23 protein-coding genes and 3 pseudogenes are annotated in these 25,676 nt (G+C 63.0%); 3 read left to right on the top strand and 23 right to left on the bottom strand.

Translation table 11 applies throughout. The annotated features are described in order from the left end of the window. Positions 1-55: 55 nt before the first annotated feature. The 4 genes and pseudogenes from LGH82_RS12220 to LGH82_RS33295 form a co-directional block, all read right to left on the bottom strand. Positions 56-289 carry an acyl carrier protein gene (locus LGH82_RS12220; protein ID WP_227348722.1) on the bottom strand — a complete coding sequence of 78 codons (234 nt, stop codon included), beginning with the start codon at positions 287-289 and terminating at the stop codon, positions 56-58. Then, entirely contained in the window at positions 286-1,719 is a 1,434-nt protein-coding gene (locus tag LGH82_RS12225) for a hypothetical protein (RefSeq protein WP_227348723.1), read from the bottom strand. Before LGH82_RS12225 ends, LGH82_RS12220 begins: the two co-directional genes overlap by 4 nt. Then, positions 1,712-2,443, bottom strand: coding sequence for an AMP-binding protein (locus tag LGH82_RS33290; protein ID WP_264484377.1), 732 nt, complete (start codon positions 2,441-2,443; stop codon positions 1,712-1,714). Before LGH82_RS33290 ends, LGH82_RS12225 begins: the two co-directional genes overlap by 8 nt. Positions 2,444-2,474: 31 nt before the next feature. Next, a pseudogene (locus LGH82_RS33295) lies at positions 2,475-3,020 on the bottom strand (AMP-binding protein); the annotation flags it as partial. On the opposite strand from LGH82_RS33295, the gene LGH82_RS12240 reads away from it, so the two are divergent. After that, positions 3,019-3,967, top strand: a protein-coding gene (locus LGH82_RS12240; protein WP_227343924.1) for an IS630 family transposase whose coding sequence is annotated in 2 segments (ribosomal slippage) — positions 3,019-3,362 and positions 3,361-3,967 — 951 coding nt in all. Because the reading frame shifts where the segments join, the coding sequence is not laid out codon by codon here. The pseudogene LGH82_RS33295 and the gene LGH82_RS12240 overlap by 2 nt on opposite strands. A 107-nt stretch (positions 3,968-4,074) precedes the next feature. Further along, a protein-coding gene (locus tag LGH82_RS12245) for an IS630 family transposase (protein WP_227343924.1) occupies positions 4,075-5,023 on the top strand; the annotation gives its coding sequence in 2 pieces (ribosomal slippage) (positions 4,075-4,418 and positions 4,417-5,023; 951 coding nt in all). Here LGH82_RS12245 and LGH82_RS12250 read toward each other — a convergent pair. The 10 genes and pseudogenes from LGH82_RS12250 to LGH82_RS12295 form a co-directional block, all read right to left on the bottom strand. Continuing rightward, the gene (locus LGH82_RS12250; RefSeq protein WP_227348724.1) at positions 4,968-5,375 is read right to left on the bottom strand and encodes an AMP-binding protein; all 408 of its coding nucleotides are present in this window, start codon (positions 5,373-5,375) and stop codon (positions 4,968-4,970) included. The two genes, LGH82_RS12245 and LGH82_RS12250, sit on opposite strands and share 56 nt — an antisense overlap. 151 nt (positions 5,376-5,526) lie before the next feature. Further along, complete coding sequence (locus LGH82_RS12255; protein WP_227348725.1) at positions 5,527-6,513, bottom strand: branched-chain amino acid ABC transporter permease; 987 nt, start codon at positions 6,511-6,513, stop codon at positions 5,527-5,529. Between the two features lie 5 nt (positions 6,514-6,518). Continuing rightward, positions 6,519-7,070 carry a branched-chain amino acid ABC transporter permease gene (locus LGH82_RS12260; protein WP_227348726.1) on the bottom strand — a complete coding sequence of 184 codons (552 nt, stop codon included), beginning with the start codon at positions 7,068-7,070 and terminating at the stop codon, positions 6,519-6,521. Next, positions 6,958-8,108, bottom strand: a protein-coding gene (locus tag LGH82_RS12265) for an IS3 family transposase (RefSeq protein WP_413771365.1) whose coding sequence is annotated in 2 segments (ribosomal slippage) — positions 6,958-7,844 and positions 7,844-8,108 — 1,152 coding nt in all. Because the reading frame shifts where the segments join, the coding sequence is not laid out codon by codon here. Before LGH82_RS12265 ends, LGH82_RS12260 begins: the two co-directional genes overlap by 113 nt. 44 nt (positions 8,109-8,152) lie before the next feature. Continuing rightward, a pseudogene (locus LGH82_RS12270) lies at positions 8,153-8,739 on the bottom strand (ABC transporter ATP-binding protein); the annotation flags it as partial. Between the two features lie 71 nt (positions 8,740-8,810). Continuing rightward, a complete protein-coding gene (locus LGH82_RS12275) occupies positions 8,811-9,836 on the bottom strand; it encodes an ABC transporter substrate-binding protein (RefSeq protein ID WP_227348727.1) in 1,026 nt (341 codons plus the stop codon). Positions 9,837-9,888: 52 nt separating this feature from the next. Next, positions 9,889-10,887: an AraD1 family protein gene (gene araD1 / locus LGH82_RS12280; RefSeq protein ID WP_227348728.1), complete on the bottom strand. Its 999-nt coding sequence runs from the start codon at positions 10,885-10,887 to the stop codon at positions 9,889-9,891. Between the two features lie 32 nt (positions 10,888-10,919). Continuing rightward, positions 10,920-11,699 (bottom strand): SDR family NAD(P)-dependent oxidoreductase, encoded by a 780-nt coding sequence (locus LGH82_RS12285; protein ID WP_227348729.1) that lies wholly within the window; start codon positions 11,697-11,699, stop codon positions 10,920-10,922. An 11-nt stretch (positions 11,700-11,710) separates the two neighbouring features. Continuing rightward, positions 11,711-13,438, bottom strand: coding sequence for an IlvD/Edd family dehydratase (locus LGH82_RS12290; protein ID WP_227348730.1), 1,728 nt, complete (start codon positions 13,436-13,438; stop codon positions 11,711-11,713). Continuing rightward, positions 13,435-14,235, bottom strand: a complete 801-nt coding sequence (locus LGH82_RS12295; protein ID WP_227349563.1) for a FadR/GntR family transcriptional regulator — start codon at positions 14,233-14,235, stop codon at positions 13,435-13,437. The genes LGH82_RS12290 and LGH82_RS12295 overlap by 4 nt, the downstream gene beginning before the upstream one ends. A gap of 223 nt (positions 14,236-14,458) precedes the next feature. On the opposite strand from LGH82_RS12295, the gene LGH82_RS12300 reads away from it, so the two are divergent. After that, positions 14,459-14,827 (top strand): nuclear transport factor 2 family protein, encoded by a 369-nt coding sequence (locus tag LGH82_RS12300; protein ID WP_227348731.1) that lies wholly within the window; start codon positions 14,459-14,461, stop codon positions 14,825-14,827. Between the two features lie 38 nt (positions 14,828-14,865). Here LGH82_RS12300 and LGH82_RS12305 read toward each other — a convergent pair whose 3' ends face one another. The 9 genes and pseudogenes from LGH82_RS12305 to LGH82_RS12345 all read right to left on the bottom strand — a co-directional run bounded on the left by LGH82_RS12305 (position 14,866) and on the right by LGH82_RS12345 (position 25,615). Then, positions 14,866-15,663, bottom strand: a complete 798-nt coding sequence (locus tag LGH82_RS12305; RefSeq protein WP_227348732.1) for an ABC transporter permease subunit — start codon at positions 15,661-15,663, stop codon at positions 14,866-14,868. A 2-nt stretch (positions 15,664-15,665) separates the two neighbouring features. Then, positions 15,666-16,523: a 2-aminoethylphosphonate ABC transporter permease subunit gene (locus LGH82_RS12310; RefSeq protein ID WP_227348733.1), complete on the bottom strand. Its 858-nt coding sequence runs from the start codon at positions 16,521-16,523 to the stop codon at positions 15,666-15,668. Further along, positions 16,516-17,661 (bottom strand): ABC transporter ATP-binding protein, encoded by a 1,146-nt coding sequence (locus LGH82_RS12315; protein ID WP_227348734.1) that lies wholly within the window; start codon positions 17,659-17,661, stop codon positions 16,516-16,518. Before LGH82_RS12315 ends, LGH82_RS12310 begins: the two co-directional genes overlap by 8 nt. Positions 17,662-17,690: 29 nt before the next feature. Then, complete coding sequence (locus LGH82_RS12320; RefSeq protein WP_227348735.1) at positions 17,691-18,722, bottom strand: 2-aminoethylphosphonate ABC transporter substrate-binding protein; 1,032 nt, start codon at positions 18,720-18,722, stop codon at positions 17,691-17,693. Positions 18,723-18,977: 255 nt separating this feature from the next. Then, a pseudogene (locus LGH82_RS12325) lies at positions 18,978-19,984 on the bottom strand (2-hydroxyacid dehydrogenase). 2 nt (positions 19,985-19,986) lie between these two features. Then, on the bottom strand, positions 19,987-21,345 hold the full coding sequence (locus LGH82_RS12330; RefSeq protein WP_227348736.1) for an aspartate aminotransferase family protein: 1,359 nt from the start codon (positions 21,343-21,345) through the stop codon (positions 19,987-19,989). Positions 21,346-21,417: 72 nt separating this feature from the next. Beyond that, the gene (gene phnY, locus LGH82_RS12335) at positions 21,418-22,872 is read right to left on the bottom strand and encodes a phosphonoacetaldehyde dehydrogenase (RefSeq protein WP_227348737.1); all 1,455 of its coding nucleotides are present in this window, start codon (positions 22,870-22,872) and stop codon (positions 21,418-21,420) included. A gap of 256 nt (positions 22,873-23,128) precedes the next feature. Next, positions 23,129-24,388 carry a phosphonoacetate hydrolase gene (gene phnA, locus LGH82_RS12340; protein WP_227348738.1) on the bottom strand — a complete coding sequence of 420 codons (1,260 nt, stop codon included), beginning with the start codon at positions 24,386-24,388 and terminating at the stop codon, positions 23,129-23,131. Between the two features lie 24 nt (positions 24,389-24,412). After that, on the bottom strand, positions 24,413-25,615 hold the full coding sequence (locus LGH82_RS12345) for a 2-aminoethylphosphonate--pyruvate transaminase (RefSeq protein WP_227348739.1): 1,203 nt from the start codon (positions 25,613-25,615) through the stop codon (positions 24,413-24,415). Positions 25,616-25,676: the final 61 nt, after the last annotated feature.

Here is a 25,676-nt window from a genome sequence, read left to right on the forward strand (position 1 = left end):
TCGGCTGACAGAACTGCCCAAGGCTATTTCCGCGATCGATGTTGAGACCCGCTTATCAGTTGATGAGCAGCATGATCTCGTCGATTGAATCGAGCATCGCGGGGTCGAAATCCGGATGACCTGCATCGAGCCCGAACCCCTGTTCGAGCATCAGGATCAATTCGACTGCGGCGAGCGAGTCGATCCGTCCGGTCGAAAAGAGTGCGTCGCCGTCGCTGAGATCGGCGCCGGAATCGCGCAGTTTGCTGATGACGAATTGGCGGATGCGGTCGCGTTTCGAATTCGTCATGCGGTGATACCCAATACGTAGAAGAGAAAGTGGAAGTGATCCTGCAGGGTCAACGTGCGGCCGTCATAGGCGAACAGGCTGACCAGACAGTAGAAACCAATCACCCGGAAACGCGAGGCGATCCGGCCGATACTGGATTTTTGCGACGATGCGGACGTCGCGCCGATAAGTTGCGAGCAGGCGATTCCAAGCGACAGCAGCAGGCAGTAAAAGGCGTAGGTCTGCGATCCGATGATCGCTTGTGCCGGTCCCAACGTGCGCACGAGATCGATGTCCCTGAAAAAGTGGAACAAGTAATTTCCCAATCCGGCGGCACAGAAGGTCGCCGCCAGTACGCGCATTCGCGCCGGCCAGCCCTGTAGTCTCGAAAATGCTGGCAGAAAGAAGAAATCGACCAGCAATTCCTTGAAGTAAAAATAATAGCGGTTCCAAAACTCGGCGATGCTCTGCGCCTCGAGTGGGCGGCACATGTTACGCGGTATGCGAAAGCCTGCATATCGGCAGCATGCCACGAACACATGGCCCATCACCGCCAGCGAAAATAAATTGTCGATAAAGTCCACGGGGATCGCCTCGATCGAAAGCGTTCGCGACCACGGATGATCCGCCGCCAAGGCGGCAACCGCCTCGGCCAGCGTGGGGATGCCGCCCTGGACATGCATTAGCGCGTGAAAGGACAACCCGGCGACCAGCAGCAATTTTGCCCACAATAGCAACTTAGCCGCCTTGATTTGCGTGACCGCGAGCTCAGCGTCGGTGCGCGCCTCGAACTTGGCCAGATAAGCGGCACCTTTGCCGGACGGAACCGTCGTCGATCCCCAGAACGGATGCAGCACGCCAAGATGCTGCGCTGCCGGCTTAGCCTGCCGGCCCGTCGTGTTGGCCAATGCATAGGCGATGAACCACATTGAGGCTGCGAGTGTGGTGGCAGCGCTCCAGACGATCGCTTGAAAGGTCGCACCAAGCATGGGGAGCGACCCCAAGGTCGCGAGCGCACCGATCGCGACGAACAATGTCGGAACCGGCCGCGCGAACGGGCCGCGCCGGCCGGTGCGGCGTGCGATGGCGAGCAGTATCGCGGTGAAGGCGAATATGCTGAAGGTGTCGACCACGGCAATAGGCGATGGCGGTGAGCCGCCGGCCAGCATCGGACCGAACGAGATGAGCGATACCGTCGCCACGATCATCAGCAGTGCGCGGCGCCGGGGCAGATAGGCGACCGCCGCACCGAAGCCGATAGTCGCCGTGAGTGCGAGATCACCACGCGCCAGCACCAGCATAATGGCAAACAGCAACAGCCGCCCGATCCGAGTCTGGGCAAGCGCGATCGCGCGGGCGTCCTTGTCAAACGCGGGGATCAGACGAAAATCGCGCCAGCGTCGCAGTGGGGGCGTTCGGCTGGGCGGAGCGACCGTCAAGGCGTCAGCCATGTGCGGCCTCGCGATCCGGCAACAGCGCGGTCAGGCGGCCGCGATCAAGCTTGCCGTTGGCGGAAAGCGGCATCGCGTCGACCGGGTGAAGCACGCGCGGTATCATATAGGCTGGCAAGCGCTCGCTCAGCGCCACTCGGATTTCCTCGCTGGACCGCGTCGCGCCAACGGTGAAGCCGATCAGGCTTTCGACCGCCGCGTTGCCGTGCGGCCAGCCGATAACCGCGGCCGATATCGCGCCGGACACGGCGCGCACGTGGCTTTCGACGTCCTCCAGCTCAACCCGGTAGCCAAGCACCTTGAGCTGGTTGTCAAGCCGGCCGAGGTGATGGAAGACATCGTTTTCGTCGCGACAGGCGGCATCGCCTGTCAGATACCAGCGCTCGCCGTCGATTGTTGGAAAGCGCAGTTCGGTCAGATCGCGCCGGTTGAGATAACCATCGGCGAGCTGTGGCCCGGCCAAGGCCAGTTCCCCGCGTTCTCCGATACCGAGCGCCTTCAAATTCTCGTCAACGATCATCGCGTCCGTGGAGGCGAACGGTCGGCCGATCGGGACGGTGTCCGCGTCCGGGATCGCTAGCGGATCGAACACATAGCCGAAACAGCCGAACGTTGCCTCGGTGGGACCGTAAAGATTGTCGACCCGGCTGAAGGGGGCAGCCTCTTGCCAGGCTCGCGCTGCTGTAACCGGGAGTGCCTCGCCGATAAAAATGGAATAGCGCAATGTCTCGAAGATCCTCCGGACGCAGCGCGCCGGTGCGGATCATCGTGATGATGACGGTTGGCACAGAACACCATGTCGTTATCGCATTGGTCCGGATGAACCGGGCGGGCGCGACCATCGACGAAACCGGAAGAGCGTGCAGCGAGGCGCCACTTTGCCACGCCAAGATCATGTTGGCGACAGAGATGTCGAAGCTCAGATCAGCGGTTTCAGCAACGCGGTCGTCGGGGCCGAGTGGATACCAGCGTCGCATTTCTTCGACCAGCGCGGCGCGCGCACCGGTCGACACGACCACACCCTTGGGGACACCGGTCGTGCCCGAGGTGAAGATGATATACGCTGTGCGGTCGGCCGCTACCGCCGCCGGTGGTATCTGGCGCGCGCGAAGGTCCGCGATTGTGGGAATGTCGCCCAGCACCGGCTTGATTATCGCGCGTGTCATATCGTCCGCCGCAACGATCAACTTGGGCGCGGCGGCCGCTAGAGCAAAATCCGAGCGGATAGAATCGATAGGGGTTTCGTTGGGATTGGAAATCTGATTCAGCATATCTGCTGGATTCGGAGGCCGGCATGGCATGGCGAAATCCTTATCGGAAGATTTGCGGGCTCGGGTGGTCGCAGCGGTTGATGGCGGCCTGTCGCGACGGGCGGCAGCGGCGCGATTTGGCGTGGCGGCGGCAAGCTCGGTGCGTTGGGTCCGGGAATGGCGCGAGACCGGAGCCACCTGCGCAAAGCCGCAGGGCGGCGACAGGCGGTCCCACCGCGTTGAAGCGTATCGCGACATCATCCTGGCGGCGATCGAGAGGCGGGTGGACATCACGCTGGTCGAACTCGCCGAGTTGCTGCGACAGGAGCATGGCGCGTCGTTTGCGACGAGCACGATCTGGCGGTTTCTCGATCGTCACTCCATGACCTTCAAAAAAAACGGCGCACGCCAGCGAGCAGGAGCGGCCAGACGTGGCGGCGCGACGAAACGCCTGGTTCGACGCCCAGCCCGATCTTGATCCCGAGCATCTGGTCTTCATCGACGAGACCGGAGCCTCGACAAAGATGGCTCGACTGCGGGGGCGCACGAAGCGCGGGATGCGGTGCCGATCGCCAATCCCGCATGGCCATTGGAAGACGACGACGTTCACCGGCGCCCTGCGCCTCACTGGCATGACCGCGCCAATGGTCCTGGACGGCCCGATGACTGGCGAATGGTTTGTCGCCTATGTCGAGCAGGTTCTCGTGCCGACGCTGCGGCCCGACGATGTCGTGATCCTCGACAACCTGCCGGCGCACAAAAGCGCAGCCGCCCGTGTGGCGATCGAAGCAACCGGCGCAAGGATGATGTTCCTCCCGCCCTATTCCCCCGACTTCAACCCGATCGAGAACGCCTTTTCCAAGCTGAAATCGATTCTACGCAAAGCCGCCGCACGAACCGTCGCGGAATTGTGGGATACCATCAGCGCCGCACTGCCTTGCTTCACACCAACCGAGTGCGCCAACTACTTCGCCGCAACAGGATATGAGCCGGAATGATCAGATTCTGCTCTAGAGCAAAATCCGAGCGGATAGAATCGATAGGGGTTTCGTTGGGATTGGAAATCTGATTCAGCATATCTGCTGGATTCGGAGGCCGGCATGGCATGGCGAAATCCTTATCGGAAGATTTGCGGGCTCGGGTGGTCGCAGCGGTTGATGGCGGCCTGTCGCGACGGGCGGCAGCGGCGCGATTTGGCGTGGCGGCGGCAAGCTCGGTGCGTTGGGTCCGGGAATGGCGCGAGACCGGAGCCACCTGCGCAAAGCCGCAGGGCGGCGACAGGCGGTCCCACCGCGTTGAAGCGTATCGCGACATCATCCTGGCGGCGATCGAGAGGCGGGTGGACATCACGCTGGTCGAACTCGCCGAGTTGCTGCGACAGGAGCATGGCGCGTCGTTTGCGACGAGCACGATCTGGCGGTTTCTCGATCGTCACTCCATGACCTTCAAAAAAAACGGCGCACGCCAGCGAGCAGGAGCGGCCAGACGTGGCGGCGCGACGAAACGCCTGGTTCGACGCCCAGCCCGATCTTGATCCCGAGCATCTGGTCTTCATCGACGAGACCGGAGCCTCGACAAAGATGGCTCGACTGCGGGGGCGCACGAAGCGCGGGATGCGGTGCCGATCGCCAATCCCGCATGGCCATTGGAAGACGACGACGTTCACCGGCGCCCTGCGCCTCACTGGCATGACCGCGCCAATGGTCCTGGACGGCCCGATGACTGGCGAATGGTTTGTCGCCTATGTCGAGCAGGTTCTCGTGCCGACGCTGCGGCCCGACGATGTCGTGATCCTCGACAACCTGCCGGCGCACAAAAGCGCAGCCGCCCGTGTGGCGATCGAAGCAACCGGCGCAAGGATGATGTTCCTCCCGCCCTATTCCCCCGACTTCAACCCGATCGAGAACGCCTTTTCCAAGCTGAAATCGATTCTACGCAAAGCCGCCGCACGAACCGTCGCGGAATTGTGGGATACCATCAGCGCCGCACTGCCTTGCTTCACACCAACCGAGTGCGCCAACTACTTCGCCGCAACAGGATATGAGCCGGAATGATCAGATTCTGCTCTAGAGCGGCGTCGACGAGGTTAGCGCCATGTCGATCGATCAGCAGCACGTCGGGACGGGCTTGATCGAGGATCGCCGCCAATCGCTCGGCGGGGGCCTTCAGACTGAGCGGAATATAAGCCGCGCCAGCCCACGCTGCGCCCATTACGGCGATGAACGCGCCGAGACTGCGCGAGCCGAGAATGGCGATCCGCTCCGCCCTTTGTTCGACCAGCCAACTGCCTAGCCGCCCCGCATTTTCCGCGAACTGAGAATAATTGAGCGTACCGCCATCGGCAGCCGCGGCGAGCGCGTCGGGCCGGATCGCGGCGTGGTCGGAGACGATCGTGGCAAAGGTCAATGAAGCCCCCAAACTGTCGTCGCGCGGTGGGAGTTCATATCAAACCATATTCATTTTAACGCGACGTAAAACCGGAATGAAACTCATGCCGGTCAGGTGCGCAGATAGTTTTGCAGGCGGCTGTTCGTGTGGAGAGCGGCAGCTATCCTCTTCAAGCCGCCCGCGCCCTGCTCCTAAAGCTCCGCATCAGTCCCTTCGGCAAGAACAGCATCGCCAGGATAATCGTCAGCCCCGAAATCACCGGATGATAATCTGGCACCACGATGCGGGCGAGGTCGAACACCGCGTACATGACGAAGACGCCGAGGATCGGGCCGAGCAGCGTGCCGGTGCCGCCGACCACTGTCATCATCAGCGGCAGCAGCATCCAGTCGAGGTCGGACACCGAGTCCGGGCCGACATGGAAGATGTAATAGGTGTAGAGGCTGCCGGCGATGAAGGCGATGAAGGCGCTGCCGGCGAAGGCGGCGACCTTGACCCTCAGCGTGTCGATGCCGTTGGCCGAGGCCGCCATCTCGTCGTCGCGCACCGCGATCAGCGCCAGTCCGTATCTTGACCGCATCAACAGGTGGATGGCGAGCGCGGTGCCCACCATCAGGCCGAGCCCGACCAGATAGTGCGGCAACAGCGTGTCGAAGGTGCTGGCCGGCGCGATGATGCCGAAGGCGCCACCGGTGAAGTCGCCGCCATTGATGAACATCACCTTGACGATCTCGCCGAAGCCCAGCGTGCCCAACGCGAAATAGTCGCCACGCAGTTTGGACAGGAGCGGCAGGCCGATGATGACGGCCGCGACCGCCGCGACAAGGCCACCCAGCACCATGGTCACCGGATCGAAATAGTAGATGCGCGGCCAGGCATCATAGAGCGAGCCCCAGAGATAGTTGCCGCTCCACAGGATGGCGGTGGTGTAGGCGCCCAAGCCGAAGAAGGCATGGTTGCCCAGGCTGATCTGGCCACCGAAGCCGGCGACCAGGTTCCAGCCTTGAGCCATTATGGCGTAGATGAAGACGAAGAACAGGAAGGAGAAGGCGTAAGAGTCGATCGCACCGGGCAACAGCGGCACCAGCGCCAGGGCCGCGACGACGACAATGGCGATCCATGTCCAGGCTTGTTTGGGCAATGCTTGCTTCAACATGGCGCTCAAGCCTTCTTGTAGGGCCGGCTGAACAGGCCTTCCGGCTTGAACATCAGCACCGCCAGGAACACGCCGTAGGCGATCGCGTTGGTCCAGCCGCCTGAGATGAAATACTGCACATAGGCTTCGATGAGGCCAAGGATGATGCCGCCGGCGAGCGCGCCCGCGACATTGCCGATGCCGCCCAGCGCCAGTGCCACCAGCGCCTTCAAGCTGAATATGAAGCCGGCAAACGGATTGAACGGGAAGGTGGTCGCCACCGCGACGCCGGCGGCACCCGCCAGTGCAATGCCGATGGCGAAGGCGATGGCGTTGACACGGTGCGGGCTGATGCCCATCAAGGTCGCCGCCTCCATGTCCTCGGACGCCGCTCGCACCGCCTTGCCGACCAGTGTCTTGCGCAGGAACAGTGGACTTGCTTCGGTAAAGTGGAGAGCGGGTTGCTCATTCGGCGGCGTTTCGCTCGAACTGCATCGGGCTGATGTAGTCGAGCGCGGAATGCCGCCGGATGGGATTGTAGAAGCCGTCGATATATCGGGCAATGGCGGCTTGGGCATCGGCGCGGGTAAGGAAAGAGGTGCGCCAGATCAGTTCAGTTTTCAGCGTCTTGAAGAATGTTTCGACCATGGCGTTATCAAAGCAATTGCCCTTGCCTGACATTGAGATGATGACGCCGGCGGCACGCAATTCGGCTTGGTAGTCGATAGAACAATATTGGCTGCCGCGGTCGGAGTGGTGAATGAGGCCGGGTTCCGGCTGCCGCATGACGAACGCCTTGTTGAGCGCTGCCAGAGCCAGGCTGCGGTGTAGCCGGTTGCCAGCAGCCCAGCCAACGACCTTGCGGGCAAACAGATCGATGACGACAGCAAGGTACAACCAGCCCTCCCGCGTCCAGATGTAGGAGATGTCGGCACCCCATTTCTGGTTGGGACCAGTGGCGGCAAAATCCTGGTCGATGACATTGGGGGCAACCGGAAAGGCGTGTTCGCTGTCCGTCGTGCGCTTGAACCGCCGCTTCTGTCTTGCCTGGAGGCCATTCTCCCGCATCAGACGCGCCGTTCGTCGCCGGCCAATGGCAAAGCCATTGTCTTGCAGTTCCCGCGTCATGCGCGGGCTACCATAGGTTCCGTTCGACAGCGCGAACGACGATCGCACATGCGCCAGCATTATCATGTCGTCGCGCTGCCGGCGGCACGCCGGCCGGCGCCCCCAGGCAAAGTAGCCGCTCGGGCTGACACCCAGCGTCGCGCACAAACGGTCCACAGGGAAATCCTTCTTCGCCTGGTCGATGAGCGCGAACCTCACCGACTTCCCTCCTTGACGAAAAAAGCCGTCGCCCGTTTCAAGATATCCCGCTCCTGCCGAAGGATTTCATTCTCCCGCCGCAGCCGTTTCAATTCAGCGGCGACATCAGCATCAGGCGGACGCCCAGGATCGCCCATCTCACGATCCAGCTGCCGACCCATCCATCGCGTCAGCGTCGAGAAACCAACACCAAGATCCTCCGCGATCTGCCGCTTCGTCCGACCGCTCGTTCGCACAAGGCCAACCGCCTCCGCCTTGAACGCATCCGTAAACTGTCTCTGTTTCGTCATCGAGGTCGCCTTTCATCAGAAGGAAACTCTCCACTTTTTCGGGGCAAGTCCATGGCTTCTTCCTGGTCGTGCGTGACGAACAGGAAGGTGGTCTTGATCTCGCGCTGGATGGACTTCAGGAACTCCTGCATCTGCCGGCGCAATTCGAGATCGAGCGCCGCGAGCGGCTCATCCAGCAGGATCAGGCGCGGCTGGCAGATCAGCGCGCGCGCCAGGGCGACGCGCTGGCGCTGGCCGCCGGAAAGCTGCGCCGGAAACCGGTCGGCAAAAAGCCCGAGCTGGACGAGTTCCAAGGCTTCCGCGACGCGGCGGGCAATCTCCTTGCGCGGCACGTGGCGAACCGAAAGCCCGTAGCCGACATTGCCGGAAACGGTCAGGTGCGGAAACAGCGCATAATCCTGAAACACGGTGTTGAAGGGCCGCCGGTTGATTGGCATGCGGCTGATATCCTGACCGTCTAGCCGGATTTCGCCCGCTGTCAGTGGCTCGAGCCCGCCGATGAGCCGCAGGACCGTGGTCTTGCCTGAGCCGGATGGTCCTTGATCGAAAGGTCGATGTCGTGCAGCACGGGAACCGTGCCGTAGGATTTCGAGACGGACCGTAGCGTAAGCAGGTCGGTGTTCTGGTTCATTGGATACTCTCGACGTGCGCTTTTCGGCGGTCCGGAATGCCCGAACCGCCGGGTCCTTCAAATGCCAGGGATCAGGGCGTGGCCTTGACCTCGTTCCACATGTCCGAACGCTTCAGCGGATCCTCGACATTGTTCAGCCAGACCAGCTTGTCGTTGCCGCCGGCGCTGCTGGATTCGGTCACGGTGTTGCCGAAGCCGGTGCGCTCGGACAGCGTGCCGCTGACCTCTTTGCTCAGCATGAAGTTGATCCATTTCTCGGCGGCATCGTTGTCGCGGACGCCTTTGGAAATGACCCAGTTGTCGAGCCAGGCAAGTGCGCCTTCGCTCGGATTGACGTAGGCGACATGGGCGCCGACCTTCTGAAGCGCCTTGACCTGCTGCTGGCCGTAATTGGCCCAGATCAGCGCGACGTCATTGTTCTGGAAGATCTGCTGGGCTTCGTCGGCGGTGGTGTAGAAGCTCAACACGTTGCGCTTCAGCTCAACCAGCTTGGCCTTGACCGCCGCCATCTGCTCTTCGTTGAGGTTGAACGGATCCTTGTAACCGAGCGTCAACGCGGTGAACGAGAAATTGTGCTCGCCGTTGTCGTAGGCCAGCACCTTGCCCTTGTATGCCGGGTCCCACAGGACCGACATCGAGGTCGGCGCGGGCTTCACCTTGTCGGTGTCGTAGATCAGGCCGATCGAGTCGAAGCAGAACGGAATGCCGTAGACCTTGCCGTCCTTGGTGACGCCGCTGACCGACGTCAGATCGCGGAAGCGCGGCAGCACCTCTTTCTGGTTGGGGAGCTTTGCCACGTCGATCGGCGACACGAGGTCGGCCTTGATGTAGCGCTGCAACTGGGCGGTGTTGACGGCGAAGACGTCGAAGTCCTGCCCTTCGCTGCCCTTGATCTTGGCCCAGATCTCGTCATCGCTGCCGATGAAAACAACGTCGACGCCGATGCCGGTCTTGGCCGTGAAGTCCTTGACCCAGTCCGCGTCCGCGTAGCCATCCCAGGCCAGCACACGAAGGTTTGCCGCAAACGCCGCCGAGGTCATCAGACCGATGCCCAGGCCGATCGTGGCCATTTTCAGAAACAGTCTCTTCAGTCCCATTGTCATTCTCCCATTATCGTTGTCGTGAACCGCAGTCTTCGGACCTTTGCCGTCACAGCTGGGTGACGGTGACCAGCCCCTCGTCCGGCACCGACTCCATCCGGTTGCGCAGTGGCTTGCCGAATTCCTGTGCCTGGATTTCATACTCGTCGCCGGGAGCCGTCTGGACGCCGGAGGCGTAGCTCATCACCGCCGCGCCGAAGAAGTAGGCGTGCAGGTCGCCCGGACGGCGATGCATCGGGTAGCGGAAATGGTAGTGTTCGAGATTGGCGATCGAATGCGACATGTGCGCCTCGCCCGACAGGAACTCCTGTTCCCAGATGACGGCGCCATTACGCGTGATGCGGGAATGGCCACGCACTTCGTTCGGCAGCTCGCCGATCAGCAGTTCCGGGCCGATCGAGCAGGACCGAAGCTTGGAATGAGCGAGATAGAGATAGTTTTCGCCCTCCGTCACATGGTCGGAATATTCGTTTCCGAGCGCGTAGCCGATGCGATAGGGATGGCCGTCCGGCCCGTTGAGATAGAGCCCGACGATCTCGGCTTCCTCGGCCCCGGCCTTCGCGAATGCCGGCATCGGCAGCGGCGCGCCGGGGGGCACGACGCAGGTGCCGACGCCCTTGAAGAACCACTCGGGCTGGATGCCGATCTTGCCGGTGCCGGGCTTGCCGCCCTCCAGCCCCATGCGGAAAATCTTGAGGGAATCAGATTCCGTTGCACCCTCGCCATGGGTCAGCACATGCATCTGGTTGCGCGCGGCCGCACTTCCCGTGTGGGTCAGGCCCGTGCCGGTGACGAGGAATCGCGCCGGCTCGGCGTGATCGACGGGGGCCAGCACACGGCCTTCGCTCAAAAGCTTGTCATAATCGATCTGCTCGGCAGTCGTGCGCTCCTCGACAAGCGTCTCGATGGAGACGCCTCGGGCGATTGCGGCTTCCGCCAGTTCCAGGACGGTGTTCGTTCCCTCGAGCGGGTGTAGATGGTCGCCATATTCGGAAACACGGCCGACGCGCCGGCTTCCATCGGGCATTTTGAATTGAACAAGACGCATGAAATTCCCTTCCTCCTTCAGGGCTGTCCGGGTCACACCCAGCCCCCGTCGACGATGAACTGCTGGCTGGTGCACATGCGGCTGTCGTCGGCGGCGAGGAACAGCGCCATACGCGCGATATCCGAAGACTGCAGCCGGTCGGGCAGGCACTGCCTTTCCTCGATCTGGCGCTCTCCGGCCGGAGTCAGCCACAGGCGCATCTGGCGCTCGGTCATGACCCAGCCCGGCACCATGCAGTTGACGCGGATGCGCTCCTGCCCGAGCTCGCGGGCAAGCGCCCGCGTCATGCCGTAGACAGCGGCCTTCGCGGTGACATAGGCCGGGCAATCCGGATCGCCGACCATCCAGGTGATGGAGCCGAAATTGATGATCGAGCCGCCGCCCTGTGCGCTCATCTGCGGGCGCACGGCTTGCGCGGCAAAGAACTGGTGGCGAAGGTTGACCGCCATGCGATCGTCCCAATAGGCGACGGTCACATCCTTGGTCTGATGACGATCATCGCTGCCCGCATTGTTGCAGAGGACCTGGATCGGACCATTGTGCTGCATCGCCTGCGTGGCGGCCGCCTGCAAGGCCTCGATGTTGCGCAGGTCGCACGGGATGAACAGCGGTGCTGCGTGGCCCTCCGCCGCGATCGCGTCGACGACCCGCCTTGAAGGCTCCTCGGCCAGGTCGACGAAGGCAACGCGGCTCCCTTGGGCGCAGAAGTGGCGCACCAGGCTTTCGCCGATGCCGCTGCCACCGCCGGTTATGAAGACGCTGCGGCCCTTGAGGCTGGGGTAGATTGCGTAGCTTTTGGCTTCGTCAGTCATGGCGCGTCCGTCTAGTGGGAATGCCGGGGGATGCCGGCATCGCGGCGGCCCACGAGAAAGTCGAAATCACAGCCTGCATCGGCCTGCAGGACGCGCTCGACGTAGAGGCTCTGGTAGCCGCCCACAGGTGGCGTCGGCGGCGCCCAGTCGCGGCGTCGGATCGCGAGTTCCTCGTCCGAAACCAGAAGCTCCAGCCGACGGCCGGCGACATCCAATTCGATGAGATCGCCATCGCGCACCAGTGCCAGCACACCGCCTGCCGCCGCTTCGGGAGCGACGTGCAGAACCACGGTGCCATAGGCGGTGCCGCTCATGCGCGCATCGGAGATGCGCACCATGTCGGAGACGCCCTGCTTGAGCAGCTTGGCCGGCAGCGGCATGTTGCCGACCTCGGCCATGCCGGGATAACCGCGCGGCCCGCAATTCTTCAGCACCATCACCGAAGACGCGTCGATATCCAGGTCGGGATCGTCGATGCGGGCGTAATAGTGCTCGATGTTCTCGAACACGACGGCCTTGCCGCGATGCTGCATCAACTCAGCCGTGGCCGCGGATGGTTTTATGACCGCCCCGTTGGGTGCGAGGTTGCCGCGCAGGATCGATATCCCGCCCTCCTCGGTCAGCGGATTCTCTAGCGGGCGGATCACCTCATGATTGTAGTTGGGAGCGCCGTCGACCAGCTCGCCGATAGTCTTGCCGGTGACGGTCATGACGTCGCGTTGAAGAAGCCCCGCCCCATCAAGCGACGCCATGACCGCGGCCAGCCCCCCGGCGTAGTAGAAATCTTCCATCAGGAACCGACCGGATGGCATCAGATCGACGATCGTCGGCACGCCACGTCCGAGGCGATCCCAGTCATCAAGGCTCAGATCGACCCCGACCCGGCGCGCAATGGCGATCAGATGCAGCACCGCATTGGTCGAGCCGCCGATCGCGCCATTGACGCGAATGGCATTTTCGAAGGCCGCCTTGGTGAGGATCTGCGAAATGGTCACGTCCTTGTGGACGAGATCGACGATGCGGCGACCGGCCAGATGAGCCAGCACGCCACGACGGGAATCCACTGCCGGGATGGCCGCATTGTCGGGCATGCCGATGCCGAGCGCCTCGACCATGCTGGCCATCGTCGAAGCCGTGCCCATGGTCATGCAACTGCCCGCCGATCGGCTCTGGCCCTGCTCGGCCGCGAGGAAGTCCGCGACCGGCATGCGGCCCGCCTTCACCTCTTCGGCGAATTTCCAGACATGGGTTCCCGAGCCGATATCCTGGCCGCGGAACTTGCCGTTGAGCATCGGACCGCCCGAGACGGTGATGGTCGGCAGATTGCAGGACGCAGCCCCCATCAAAAGTGCGGGCGTGGTCTTGTCACATCCGGCCAGCAGAATGACGCCATCGATCGGATTGGCGCGGATGGATTCTTCCACGTCCATGCTGGCGAGGTTGCGAAACAGCATGGCGGTCGGGCGCATGTTGCTTTCGCCCAGTGACATCACCGGAAACTCGAGCGGCAGGCCACCCGCCTCGTAGACGCCGCGCTTGACGTGTTCGGCCAGCCCACGCAGATGGGCGTTGCAAGGGGTCAATTCCGACCAGGTATTGCAGATGCCGATCACCGGACGGCCGTCGAACTCGTCGCCGGGAATGCCCTGGTTCTTCATCCAGCTGCGGTGCATGAAGGCATTCTTGCCCTCGCCGCCAAACCATGCCGCTGAACGCAACTTGCGCTTTTCTTCCGTCACGATTGCTGTTCCCGATCCTTGCGGCGCTTATTGCGATTGTCGACGCTGCGGCGCACGTCTTCCTCGGCATTGTCGATCAGCACGAGCAGCGCCTTCTGCGCACCCGGACCGTCACCGGCGGCGATCTTCTCGGCCACCTCCCGGTGCAGCGGCAGCGAATGGCGCTGCCCCTCCGGATTGTCGTTGGAGAGGCGAAAGCTCATCACCAGGGCGGTTTCGACGAGTGCCGCCAGCGAGCCGATCAGTTCGTTCCCGGTCATGCGCAAAATGGTCTGGTGGAACACCAAGTCGGGCTTGGCGAAGCGGTCGCCGTCGTCGCTGAAAGCTTCCATTTCGGCCAGCGCGGCATTGATCTCGGCAATTTGCGCAGGCGTCGCGCGCTGGGCCGCGAGCGCTGCCGACATGGGTTCGATGGCACGGCGCAACTCGAACAGCGCCCTGACATCCTCATCGCTGACGCCTGCCGCGTAGCGCCAGGACAAGACGTCAGGATCGAGGAAATTCCAGTCGGCGCGGGGACGCACCCGTGTGCCGGTCTTCGGCCGCGACTCGACGAGCCCCTTGCCCGCCAGAACCTTGATCGCCTCGCGCAGCACGGTGCGGCTAACCCCCAGCATTTCACTGGAATCGTCCGCGTTGGGCAGCGCTTCGCCGGGCAGGAAATCGCCTTGCACGATGCGCAATCCGATCTGCTCGACAACTGTCGCATGCAGTGCCGTCGAGCCGCTGGAAACGGCGACCGCGACGCGCGATGTTCGCGCCGTGCTGAAGGATTTCTTATTCTTCATACTATTCATATGATATGTTTTATAGGCGCGGCGGCAGGAGTCAAGCGGGAGAGCATTGCCGACAAATGATTTTGCGCCGCCGCGACCGAGCGGACCGGCGCTGGACCAAGATGTGATTTCCGTGGATGTCTTCTTCAGCCGTTGGACAGCCCTATATGCCCAAGCAGACCGTGTGCCGGACCGACAGCAAGAGGCGCGCGGGCTCGATCGATCCACCCCCTAGAGGTCAGACATGCCCAGCGCCGAAACCCTCGAAAGATTCATCGCCTGCGTCGAGCGCAATGCCCACATCGAAGCCGTCGAACAGTTCTACACGGCAGGTTCGACGATGCAGGAAAACCAGGCTCCGCCTCGCGTGGGGCGGGATGCGCATGTCGCGAACGAACACAAGGTGATGGCCAGGGTCAAGACAATGGAATCCCGATGCGTGCGACCGGTGTTCGTCAATGGCGACCATGTGGTGATCCGCTGGGTGTTCCATTTCGAATGGAAGGACGGGACCGCCACGCATATGGAGGAATTGGCCTATCAGCGGTGGGAAGGAGAATTCGTCGCGCAGGAGACATTCTTCTACGACCCCGCGCAGCGCCACCCCCGGTAACCGGCTGCTTCGGTCCGAGGCTCGCGAACGGCTTGTGTTTACGTGCCGGTCGCGCGCGCGGTGATGCGTTCGAGCCCGAGCAGCAGGACCAGGGTCGCCACCACCAGGATCATGGTCAGTGCCGCTCCGGCAAAGATGTCGCCGCGATCAGTAAGAGAGAAGATCGACACCGGCAGCGTCACCCAGCCCGGCGGATAGACCATCACGGTGGCGCCGAGTTCGCCCATGGAGAGCGCGAAGCTCAGGCCGAAGGCAGCGACCAGATAGGGCGCGAGCAGAGGCAGGGTGACATGCCAGAGCCGGTATCCCGGCCGCGCTCCGAGGCTTGACGCAACCTGCTCGAAGTCGGGCGAAAGCCGTGCCAGACCCGCCGAGACATTGCCGAAGGTGAAGGCCGAGATGAGCACGAAATGCGCGATCAGGACGATCGCCACCGTGCCGTTGAGCAGCAGGGGCGGATGGCTGAAGGCAACCAGCAGGCCAAGGCCGACGGACACCGAAGGCACGGCGCTGGGAATGAAGAACAGCAGGCCGAGCAATCGCTTGAGAGAGGGACCCTGAAGACGAAGCGACAGCGCCGCCCAGGTGCCGCTGACCAGCGCCAGCGCGCTGGCCAGGAAGCCGGTGACCAGGCTTGCCTTCACCGAGTCGCCGGCGGCGCCGCTGATGACATCGCTATAGTGCTCGGTCGTCAGGCCGCTCGGCAACACACCGTTCCATTGGTCGGCAAGACTGGACAGCAGGATGACGGCAAGCGGCGCCAGGAACAGCACGCCGAACAGCAGCGCGAAGAGCACCCACAGGACAATGCGACCGGGCCGCGACCAGACCAGCATGGCTAGGCTCCCAACCGGCCGGCGGCGAAGCGATAGAGCCCGAACAGGCCCAGCGACAGCGCGACGTTGATCACGGCGATGATGCAGGCGACCTGGTAGGCCGATTCCTGGATCGCCTTGCTGTAGATCAGCAGCGGCAGCGTGATGACGCCCTTGGCGCCGATGAACAGCACGATGCCGAATTCATTGACCGTCAAAAGCAGGCACAGGCTGCCGCCGGCAATGAGCGCGGGGATCGCCGCCGGCATGATGACTTGTCGGACAATGCGGAACGGGCGCGCGCCGAGCACGCTTGCCGCCTCGATCTGGCCGCGATCGACCAGCGAAAAGGAGGCGAGCAGCGGCCGCAGGATGAAGGGCGTGTAGACGGTGACCTCGGCCAGGATCACGCCCCAAGCCGAGTAGAGGAAATCGACTGGGGGCAGCGGCAGCGAAAAGGTTTCCATCAGACCAGCATTGAGCATGCCGGCCGAGCCGTAGAGGAAGGTGAAGGCAAGCGTGACCAGGAAGGTCGGCAGCGCGATGAAAGTGTCGATCAGCCGGGCGATGAAGCCACTGCCAGGGAACGGCACGAAAGCCAGGATCAGCGCCAGCACGAGGCCGACGATCAGGCATCCGGCAGTCGCGGCTATGGAGATCGTCACCGTGTTGATCAGCGCATTGAGGAAGAAGCGCGAATGGAGGACACTGACAACCTCCGCGAAATTAGCAACGCCGCTGTCGTCAAGAAAGGCTTGCCGGGCAATAAGCGCCAGCGGGTAGAAGAACAGCAGCGCCAGCAGGGCCGCAGGCGGCACGATCCAGAATTTGCCGGGTTCTCTCCTGACGCCCGGCGCGGCGATGACAACGGCCTCAGACACCGGCGTCTTCCGGAACAAGCGATGTGTCGGCGGGCGCAAAGAAGAGCGGGACCTTGGCACCCGCCTCTGGCAAGGCGATCGGCAGCCTCGTCGCCGAGGCACGCACCGGCGTGCCGTCGACGTCGAGCACGAGATGGGTGAGTTCGCCCTGCCAGTGCACTTCCTTCAACGTGCCGACGATGCGGTTGGTATGCTCGCTGTCGGCCGTCAGGCTGAGGTGCTGGGGACGAATGCACAGCAGGCTCTTGTCGCCGGCCTTCTCGTTGCGGCCGGCACCAGTGAGCACCGCATCGCCATACCTGGCCGTGGCAAAACCCTTCAACCCAGCGGCTTCGGAAACGGTCACCGGCAGAAGATTGGCCCGACCGAGAAATTCGGCGGTGAAACGGTTGGGCGGACGCTGGTAGAGTTCGGCCGTTGGCCCATGCGAACAGACTCTGCCGTCCCGCATGATGGCGATTTTGTCGGCGAGCGTCAGCGCCTCCGTCTGATCGTGGGTGACATAGAGGATGGTTAGGCCCGGCAGGTTGCGATGCAGACGGGCAATTTCCTCGACCATGTTGCGGCGAATCTGCGCGTCGAGCGCCGAAAGAGGCTCGTCAAGCAGGAGCACGCGCGGCCGTACCGCGAGAGCCCTTGCAATGGCGACACGCTGCTGCTGGCCGCCCGAAAGCTCGCGGGGATAGCGACTGGCATAGGCCGACATGCCGACGGTGGCGAGCGCATCCTTGATCCGCTCGGCGATCAGCGCCTTGTCGGCGCCTTGCGCTCTAAGGCCGAAGGCGACGTTGTCCTCGACCCGCATGTGGGGAAACAGCGCGTAGTTCTGCACCACCATGCCGAGCCCACGCTCATAAGGCGGCAGGTCGGTCACGTCGGTCCCGCCGATGCGTATCCGCCCGCTCGCCGGCCGCACGAAGCCGGCCACTGCCCGCAAGGCGGTCGTCTTGCCGGAGCCGGACGGACCGATCATCGCCAGGATCTCGCCCGGAGCAATGTCCAGGGTCAGCGGGTGCAGGACGACATGCGCACCATAGGCGACGCTGACCTTGTCGAAGTGGACGTTGGAGCCGGCGCCGCGAACTTTCGCGGCGTCGATGTCCACGACACTGGTACCTGTGAAGGCGGCGGCCGACATGGCATGGTCCTCCGGATTTCCCTTGCGGATCAACTTCCGGTCGCTTCGTTCCACTTCTTGACGTAGTCGGGAAGCTTGCTCAGTGCGTCGTTCCAGTCCGGAGACCATACCGTCACGCCTTTCAATGCATCCTGCAGCTTGGCGTAATTCGCGTCGGTCGGCGTCACGTCCTTGCGGGCGGGCATGCCGAGGGCAACGGAGCTTACCGTCGATTGGGCTTCCTTGGAAAGCAGGAAGTCGATCAGCTTCTTGCCGTTGTCACTGTTGGGGGCTCCGGTCACCAGACCGATCTCATAGGGCAGCGCGAAGGTGGACCGCACGCCGTCCGGCCCCGCCGGCCAGAACACCTTGATGTTGGGATTGGCGGCCATCTGCGACATGTTCATCTGCAGATCGCCATTGGCGACATGGAGTTCGCCCTTGTTGACCAGCGCGGTCAGCTTGCCGGTCGAGGCGGACGGGCCGACATTGTTGTCCTGCAGCTTCTTCATGAAACCGAAGCCGGCATCTTCACCACCAAAGGCATGGATCACCTGCAGCATGACAGCGGTGCCGTCGCCGGCCTGGCCGGGGGTCGAATACTGGATCTTGCCCTTGAACTTCGGGTCGAGCAGATCGGTGTAGCTCTTCGGTGCCTCGGAAAGCACGGCGCTGTTGTAGATGAAATTCATGTAGTTGTTGACCAGCGGCCGGTACTTGTCGGTGCCGCCGTCGATCTGGGCCGCGGCTTCCGGCTTGTAGTCCTGCAGAAGGCCGTCCGCCGCTGCACGCTGCACGAAAGGCGGCAAGGTGACCAGCACGTCGGCCTGCGGGTTCGATTTCTCCTTGGCGACGCGCTCGACGACACCGCCCGAGCCTGCCTCGATATACTGCACCTTGACGCCGGTGGCCTTGGTGAAGGCGGCGAATTCGGTCTCGAACCAGCTGCCGTTGCCGTCATGCAGGCCGTCGGCGGCATAGATGGTGACGACACCGTCGGCGAGCGCCGGCCCGACAAGAGCCGACGAGGCGGAGAGAGCGGCGGCAAAGGCCACCAGGATAGCTGTATTTCGTGATTTCATGGTTCAGTTCCCCTTTGATTGAAGGCACATTCTGCGATGCACTAAGACGATCGGCGGTGGATCTGCTGGCCCACGTTGCGCCGGTTGGATGTCGTCGTTGTGACAACTCTGGGGACTGGCGATCGATAAGTAAAATCTATTTATTTTATGACAGCCAAACTTCTTCTGATATTTGTCACGGAACTGTCGCATCCCTGTCCTGGGCACAATTCCAGCGTCGCGGAAGACGGCGATTGACTGCGGGGATGGTGGGGGTCAGGCGAATGTCACGCCCGTCGTCTGCGCTCGCAATCGCGGATCTAACGAACGGACCGTTACCGGCCGGCCTTCGAGGATCTCGAAGCAGCGCGCCAGCGTATCGTCTTCCAGCCGGCGCATCGCCTCCTGCGTGAAGAAGGTGAGATGCGGAAACAGGATGACGTTGTCACGGCCGAACAACGCGCTCATCGGATGGCCTGACTTGGCCAGCGGCTCAACCGAATAGACGTCGAGCCCGGCGCCTCCAATACGCCCGTCAACGAGAGCTTCGACAAGGGCGGCCTCGTCGATCAGCGCGCCGCGCGATACGTTGACGATGATGGCCGAAGGTTTCATGCGAGTTCGGCCTTGCCGATCAGGCCGCGCGTTTTTTCGTTGAGCACGCAATGGAGGGAAACGAAGTCGCAGGCGCACAGCATGGCCTGGAGGTCGTCGACCTTCTCGATGCCGGCAGCGTGCATCGTTGCGGCATCGACACCGGGATCGAAGCCGAGAATGCGCGCGCGAAACCCCTGCCCGGCCATGCGCGCCATGCTGCGGCCGATCTTGCCACAGCCGACCAGCCCTAGCGTGGCGCCGGAAATATCGCGCCCCAGCCAGCGCTGCTCGGGCCAGACCCAGCCATCGCGCGACACCGCCGCCGTGATCGCCGGCAGCCGCTTGGCGAGTGCGATCATCAGCGCGAAGGCGCCCTCGGCTACAGTTTCCTCGGCATATTCAGGCACATTGACGACGGGAACGCCGCGCCGCATCGCTGCAGGGATGTCTATAGCGTCGATGCCGACGCCATATTTAACGATGCCCTTCAATTTGGGCGCTGCTTCGATCACTCTTGCGGTGATCGGCGTGTAACACATCAGCAGCAGATCGGCGTCAGCGACCGCGCTGATGAGATGCGCTTCAGGAATGCCGTCCGGCAACGTCACCAGTTCGACGCCGCGTGCGCGCAAGCCCGCATCGATGCCTGGGCATTCGAGCTCCCTGTCGGTGCGCACGGCCTTCATGATCAGGCCGCCAGCACAGCGCGCTCGACTATGTCGAGTGCACGGTCAAGATCCGTTTTCGAAATGACCAGCGGTGGCGACAGCGTCAGCACGTTGCCCTGGCTGACCTTGAAGCTCAGCCCCTGCTCCAAGCACGCGTAGAAGACACGTTCGGCGAGGTCGCGTGCCGGCTGGCGCGTGGCGCGATCCTCGACGAGTTCGACGCCGACCATCAGCCCCCTGCCCCTGACGTCGCCGACATGAGGCGAACGCGCCATCAGATCCTGCATGCGGCCCAGCATATGCCGACCGAGTTCGGCGGCGCGCTCGACCAGCCCTTCTTCCAGGATGATGTCGATCGTCGTCAGTGCCGCGCGTGTCGTCACCGGGTTCTTTTCGTGGGTGTAGTGGCCGATGGCGAAGCCGCCGGTGACGTCGAGATCGCGGCGCGCGATGACGGCGGCGATCGGCAAGATGCCGCCGCCCAGCGACTTGCCGAGCACGACGATATCGGGCGTCACGCCATCATGCTCATGGGCGAAGAACTTGCCGGTCTTGCCGAGGCCGGTCGGGATCTCGTCGAAGATCAACAGCGTGCCGTGCCGGTCGCAGGCCTCGCGCACCCGCTTCCAGAAACCGGGCGGCGGCGGGTTGGGCGTCGCCCGCATGGGCTCGGCCACGACCGCCGCCACATCCTGTTCTCGGCCGAGCACATAGGCGATCATGTTGGCGCAGGCGATGCCCGATGCTTCAAGGGAGTCGTGGCCATAGGGGCAGCGATAGCCGTCCCACGGCGCGACATGTTCGGTGCCGGTCATCATCGGGCCGGCGATATGCGAGCGGAAGGTCGCTTCGCCGCCGACGCTGGCGGCGCCGAAGCCGGCGCCGTGAAAGGCATCCCAGAACGATACCGTCTTGAAACGGCCGGTCGCGGCACGCGCGATCTTCAGGGCAACTTCGATCGCGTCCGAACCACCGGTGGTGAACAGCACCTTGCCGAGATCGCCGGGCGCAAGTGCTGCCAGTTTCTCGGCCAGTTCGACGGCGGGCTCGCAGGTGAAGCGGCGCGGTGCAAAGCAGAGCTCGTCGAGCTGCGCCTTGATCGCGGCCACCAGCCTTGGATGGCCGTATCCGAGGTGATGTACGCTGTTGCCATGGAAATCCATGAAGCGGCGTCCGGCGGTGTCCTCGATCCAGATGCCCTCGGCCTTGGCGATCGTCGAAAGACAGGGGCTGGACAGGCTCTGGTGCATGAACGCGGCCGCATCTCGATCAAGCAGGCCGCGAATGCGAGGATCGTCCTGGCCGGCATCCCAGCGGCCGCGTGCCGCCGTGGTGTTGGAATCGCCCTCGGTATGCACAAGCTCTTTTATTGCAGCCATTACCGTCTCCGAAACGCGAATGAGGGAGCGTGGAACGCCCCCTCGGTTGTTCTGCCAGTTGATGTGGTCCGGTCAGGACCAGGGCAGCGAAAATGTCTTCACATTGGTATAGCTCTTCATCGCTTCGATGACGCCTTCCTTGTAGCCATTGCCCGAGTCCTTGATGCCACCGAAGGGCGACATCTCGATGCGGTAGCCCGGCACTTCCCAGATGTTGACCGTGCCGACCTGAAGGCCAGAAATGTATCTCTGCATGCGGCGGAAATCATTGGTGCAGACGCCCGACGACAGGCCGAAGGCAGTCGAATTGGACAGAGCGATCAGCGCCTCGTCATCGTCAGGCGCACGCACGATCGGGATGATCGGCCCGAAGGTTTCCTCCATCACCAGTTCGGATGTGTGCGGCACGCGATCGACGACGATCGGTGGCAGCAGCGCACCCTGGCGGCCCGGATTGTAGAGGATCTCCGCGCCTTGTTCGGCGGCCATATGGACACGGGCTTCGAACAGCGCCGCAGCCTTCTCATGCACGACGGTGCCAAGGTCGGTCGAGCGGTCCATCGGATCGCCGAAGCGGATTTTCTTGGCCCGCTCCAGCACCATCGGCACGAAACGGTCGGCGACGCTTTCCTGGACGAGGATCCGCTTGACCGCCGTGCAGCGCTGGCCGGAATTCTTCGTGGCACCCGCGACGGCGAGATCGGCGGCCTTCGCCAGATCATCGTCGGAGAGATCGTTGAGAACGATCAGTGGGTCGTTGCCGCCGAGTTCCAGCACCTGGCGCCTGTAGCCGGCGGTGCGGGCGATCATCTTGCCGACCGGCACGCCACCGGTAAAGGTAATGAGATCGATGTTCTCGTTGGTGATCATCTCGTTGCCGACATCGGCCGGCCAGCCGGTCACCACCGACAGCATTTCCGGCGGCAGGCCGGCTTCGTAGAGGATGTCGGCCAGCAGCAGCGCCGTCATCGGCGTCAGCTCCGTTGGCTTGACCACCACGCAATTGTTGGTGGCGATTGCCGGCGCCACCTTGTGCGAAACCATGTTGAGCGGATGGTTGAATGGGGTGATCGCCGAGATCGCCTTCAGCGGCTCGCGGGTGGTGAAGATCTTGCGCGCCTTGCCGTGCGGGGTGAGATCGCACGAGAAGATCTGGCCGTCATCCTGGATGCACATCTGCGCTGACAGCGTGAACACGTCATAGGCGCGGCCGACTTCATAGAGCGAGTCCGTCTTGGAGATGCCGAGTTCAAGCGTGATGAGATCGGATATTTCTTCCCGGCGCGACGCCAGCGCTTCCGTGCGAAACAGGATCTGCTGGCGCTCGTAGCGGGTGAGCTTGGATTTGTAGCCGGCAGCGATTTCGAAGGCTTGCCGGGCATGCTCGGCGCGGCCGGCCGGAACCGTGCCGATAACTGCATTCGTGTAAGGGTAATGGACCGGGACGACATCATCGGCGTCGACCTTGCGACCAGCTATGCGCATCGGCTCGTGGCGGACTTTGATCGAGGTATCGAGCTTGGTCATTTCAGTGTTCCCAGTGCTCAGAAAGCACATTGATCTTTTGTCGGCGAGGCCATCGCATCTCAGCTATGGCTTCCCCACTCCGTCGCCGCTTCGCGGCGCCACCTCTCCCCCTCCGGAGGGAGAGGAATAGAGCCAAGGCTGGCGAGTTCAGCGCGCTTCCTCTCCCCCGTCGATCGGGGGAGAGGAAGCCCGAAGGGCCGGAGTGGGGGTCGACCAACCGCCGTCAAGAGGCGACTCAGTTGGCGATCCAAATCACTCAGCCCGCCAGCGCCGCCGCCATCGTGGCGTAGTAGAAGGCGTCGAAGTTGCGCAGGGTCGGTTCGTTTGGCAGGTCCGGCAGCACGCGATTGACTATGAACGGCACCTCCTGCTCGGTCAGTCCACCATGCGAGCGCAGCGGCTCGTTAAGTGCGGCGAGATCGTGGCGGTGTTCGCTGGTGCCGATCGTCATGTTCTCGGTCGAGATCAGCACGATGTCGCCGATGCGGTCGGCCGGCAGTTCGAAGCGCTCGCAGGCCGTCGGGCTGTCGACGACCAGCATGATGCCGTCAATCCCGGCCAGCCGCGCCATGATGCCGGCCTGATCCGCGCCCGCCGGCAGATAGGCGGTGGCGAAGGAGCCGAGCGCGCCGTGGTGCACGACATAGGGGTCGGTGATCGGCAGGATGACGCGGGCGGCATCCTTGCCCAGCCATTCGTCCAAGAGGTCCTGAACGTAGACCACGGCGGGCGAACCGTCCGCCTTGTGCTTGGGCTTCATGCCATGGTCGGCGGTGACGACGATCGCCGCGCCCAGCGCATCGAGCTCGGTCAGGTACTTGTCGAACATTTCGTAGAAGGCGTTGGCCTGCGGCACACCGGGCGCATATTTGTGCTGCACATAATCGGTGGTCGTCAAGTACATGATGTCAGGGTGGAACTCCTTCAGCAGTTGGACGCCGGCGGCGAAGACGAATTCCGACAATTCGGCCGAATAGACCTCCGGCACCGGCAGGCCGAAATGCTTCGAGGCGTTGTCGATGCCGTGCTCGGCCTTGGTTGTGGTGTCCGACTTCTCCGCCGAGAAGCACAGCGCGCGGCCTTCGTCGAAGGCAAGGCCCTTGCCGAGCAGCGCGCGCAGCTTGTCCTTGGCGGTTACCACCGCGACCTTGGCGCCGGCATCGTAGAAAGCCTGGAAGATGGTCGGCGCGCGCAGGAAGCGCGGATCGTTCATCATCACTTCCTTGCCGGTTTCGCGCTCGTAGAGATAGTTGCCGCAGATGCCGTGCACTGACGGCGGGCGGCCGGTGGCAATCGACAGGTTGTTGGGGTTGGTGAAGCTCGGGATAACCGAGTGCGCAAAGCGCACAGTGCCCTTCTCCTTGATCCTGACCAGGGCCGGCATCAGCCCGGCCTTGATCGCCTCGTCGAGATAGGCCGGCTCGCAGCCATCAAGGCAGATGGCGATGGCCGGCACACGTGGCCAGGCGTAGGTGCGGCCGTTGACGGCGACATTGATGGGAGACATCTGGTTCATCGAAAATCCTCGAAATCTGCCGCTTCAGGCGGCGAGTTTGGCACGCTCGGCGATTGCCGCGGCGGGTGGAGCGGCGGTGTCAACGCCCATTTCCTTCAGTGATTGGGCCGCCGCCTCGACGACACGGCGCATGACATGTTCGTCCATCTGGCCGATGCAGCCGACGCGGAAACTATCGACGGCGGTCAGTTTGCCCGGATAGATGATGAAGCCCTTGTCCTTCATCAGGTCGTAGAAGCGGTCGAACGCGAAGTTGGCATGGGCCGGGTTGAAGAAGGTGACGATGATCGGCGAAAGCCAACGGTCCTTGAGCAGCGTCTCGAAGCCGAGTTCGCGCATGCCGGCCACCACCACGTCGCGGTTGCGGGTATAGCGGGCGCCGCGGCCGGCGACGCCGCCCTCGGCCTCATGCTGGCGCAGCGCTTCGAGGAAGGCGGCGACGACATGGGTCGGTGGCGTATAGCGCCACTGGCCGGTCTTGTTCATGTGCGCCCATTGCGCATGGACGTCGAGCGACAGCGAATGGCTGCGGCCCTTGGCGGCCTCGAGTTCACTCTTGCGGGCGATGATGAAGCCGAAGCCGGGCACGCCCTCGATGCATTTGTTGGCGGACGAGACCATTGCCTCGTAGCGTATCTCGTTGACGTCGAGCGCGACGGCGCCGAAGGCGCTCATCGAATCGACCAGCAGTTTGCGGCCCTTGGCATGGACGGCTTCGGCGATCTCGGCGACCGGGTTGAGGATGCCGGAGCTGGTCTCGCAATGGATGGCGATGACATGCGTGATGGCATGGTCCGCCTCAAGGGCCGCCGCCACCTCGTCGCCGCGTGGCGGCAAGTAATCGCCCTTGTCGATCAGCGTGTAGGCGCGTCCGAGATACTGCATGGTCTGCGCGGCGCGCAGGCCATAGGCGCCGTTGGCCAGGACCAGAACCTTGCCGTCCTTCGGCACGAACGAGCCCAGCATCGCCTCGACGCAGAAGGAGCCGCTGCCTTGCATCGGCACGCAGTCGAATTCGCCATTCGCGTCACCGGTCAGAGCCAGCAGCCGACGGCGCATGTCGGCGGTCATGGCGCGGAAATCGCCATCCCACGACCCCCAATCGCGCAGCATGGCCTGCTTGACGGAATAGGCCGTGGTGAGTGGACCCGGGGTCAGCAGATAGGGCTCGCCCAGCGCCGGCTTGTCCAGTGGCTTTGCTCCGGCAAATTTCGTCTCGGCGAGCATGGTGTCCTCCGACAGATCGCTGCTTTTTCGGTATGGCCTTATTCTTGGCTTGAATGACATA

The sequence above is a fragment of the Mesorhizobium sp. PAMC28654 genome (assembly GCF_020616515.1).
Taxonomy (GTDB): Bacteria; Pseudomonadota; Alphaproteobacteria; order Rhizobiales; family Rhizobiaceae; genus Mesorhizobium.

Coding starts and splice junctions, on each gene's coding strand:
- LGH82_RS12220 (WP_227348722.1), bottom strand. CDS start 289: ATGACGAATTCGAAACGCGACCGCATCCGCCAATTCGTCATCAGCAAA.
- LGH82_RS12225 (WP_227348723.1), bottom strand. CDS start 1,719: ATGGCTGACGCCTTGACGGTCGCTCCGCCCAGCCGAACGCCCCCACTG.
- LGH82_RS12255 (WP_227348725.1), bottom strand. CDS start 6,513: ATGTTGAAGCAAGCATTGCCCAAACAAGCCTGGACATGGATCGCCATT.
- LGH82_RS12260 (WP_227348726.1), bottom strand. CDS start 7,070: ATGCCCAAGCCGCCATTGCCCGATATATCGACGGCTTCTACAATCCCA.
- LGH82_RS12275 (WP_227348727.1), bottom strand. CDS start 9,836: ATGGGACTGAAGAGACTGTTTCTGAAAATGGCCACGATCGGCCTGGGC.
- araD1 (WP_227348728.1), bottom strand. CDS start 10,887: ATGCGTCTTGTTCAATTCAAAATGCCCGATGGAAGCCGGCGCGTCGGC.
- LGH82_RS12285 (WP_227348729.1), bottom strand. CDS start 11,699: ATGACTGACGAAGCCAAAAGCTACGCAATCTACCCCAGCCTCAAGGGC.
- LGH82_RS12295 (WP_227349563.1), bottom strand. CDS start 14,235: ATGAATAGTATGAAGAATAAGAAATCCTTCAGCACGGCGCGAACATCG.
- LGH82_RS12300 (WP_227348731.1), top strand. CDS start 14,459: ATGCCCAGCGCCGAAACCCTCGAAAGATTCATCGCCTGCGTCGAGCGC.
- LGH82_RS12305 (WP_227348732.1), bottom strand. CDS start 15,663: ATGCTGGTCTGGTCGCGGCCCGGTCGCATTGTCCTGTGGGTGCTCTTC.
- LGH82_RS12315 (WP_227348734.1), bottom strand. CDS start 17,661: ATGTCGGCCGCCGCCTTCACAGGTACCAGTGTCGTGGACATCGACGCC.
- LGH82_RS12320 (WP_227348735.1), bottom strand. CDS start 18,722: ATGAAATCACGAAATACAGCTATCCTGGTGGCCTTTGCCGCCGCTCTC.
- LGH82_RS12330 (WP_227348736.1), bottom strand. CDS start 21,345: ATGGCTGCAATAAAAGAGCTTGTGCATACCGAGGGCGATTCCAACACC.
- phnY (WP_227348737.1), bottom strand. CDS start 22,872: ATGACCAAGCTCGATACCTCGATCAAAGTCCGCCACGAGCCGATGCGC.
- phnA (WP_227348738.1), bottom strand. CDS start 24,388: ATGAACCAGATGTCTCCCATCAATGTCGCCGTCAACGGCCGCACCTAC.
- LGH82_RS12345 (WP_227348739.1), bottom strand. CDS start 25,615: ATGCTCGCCGAGACGAAATTTGCCGGAGCAAAGCCACTGGACAAGCCG.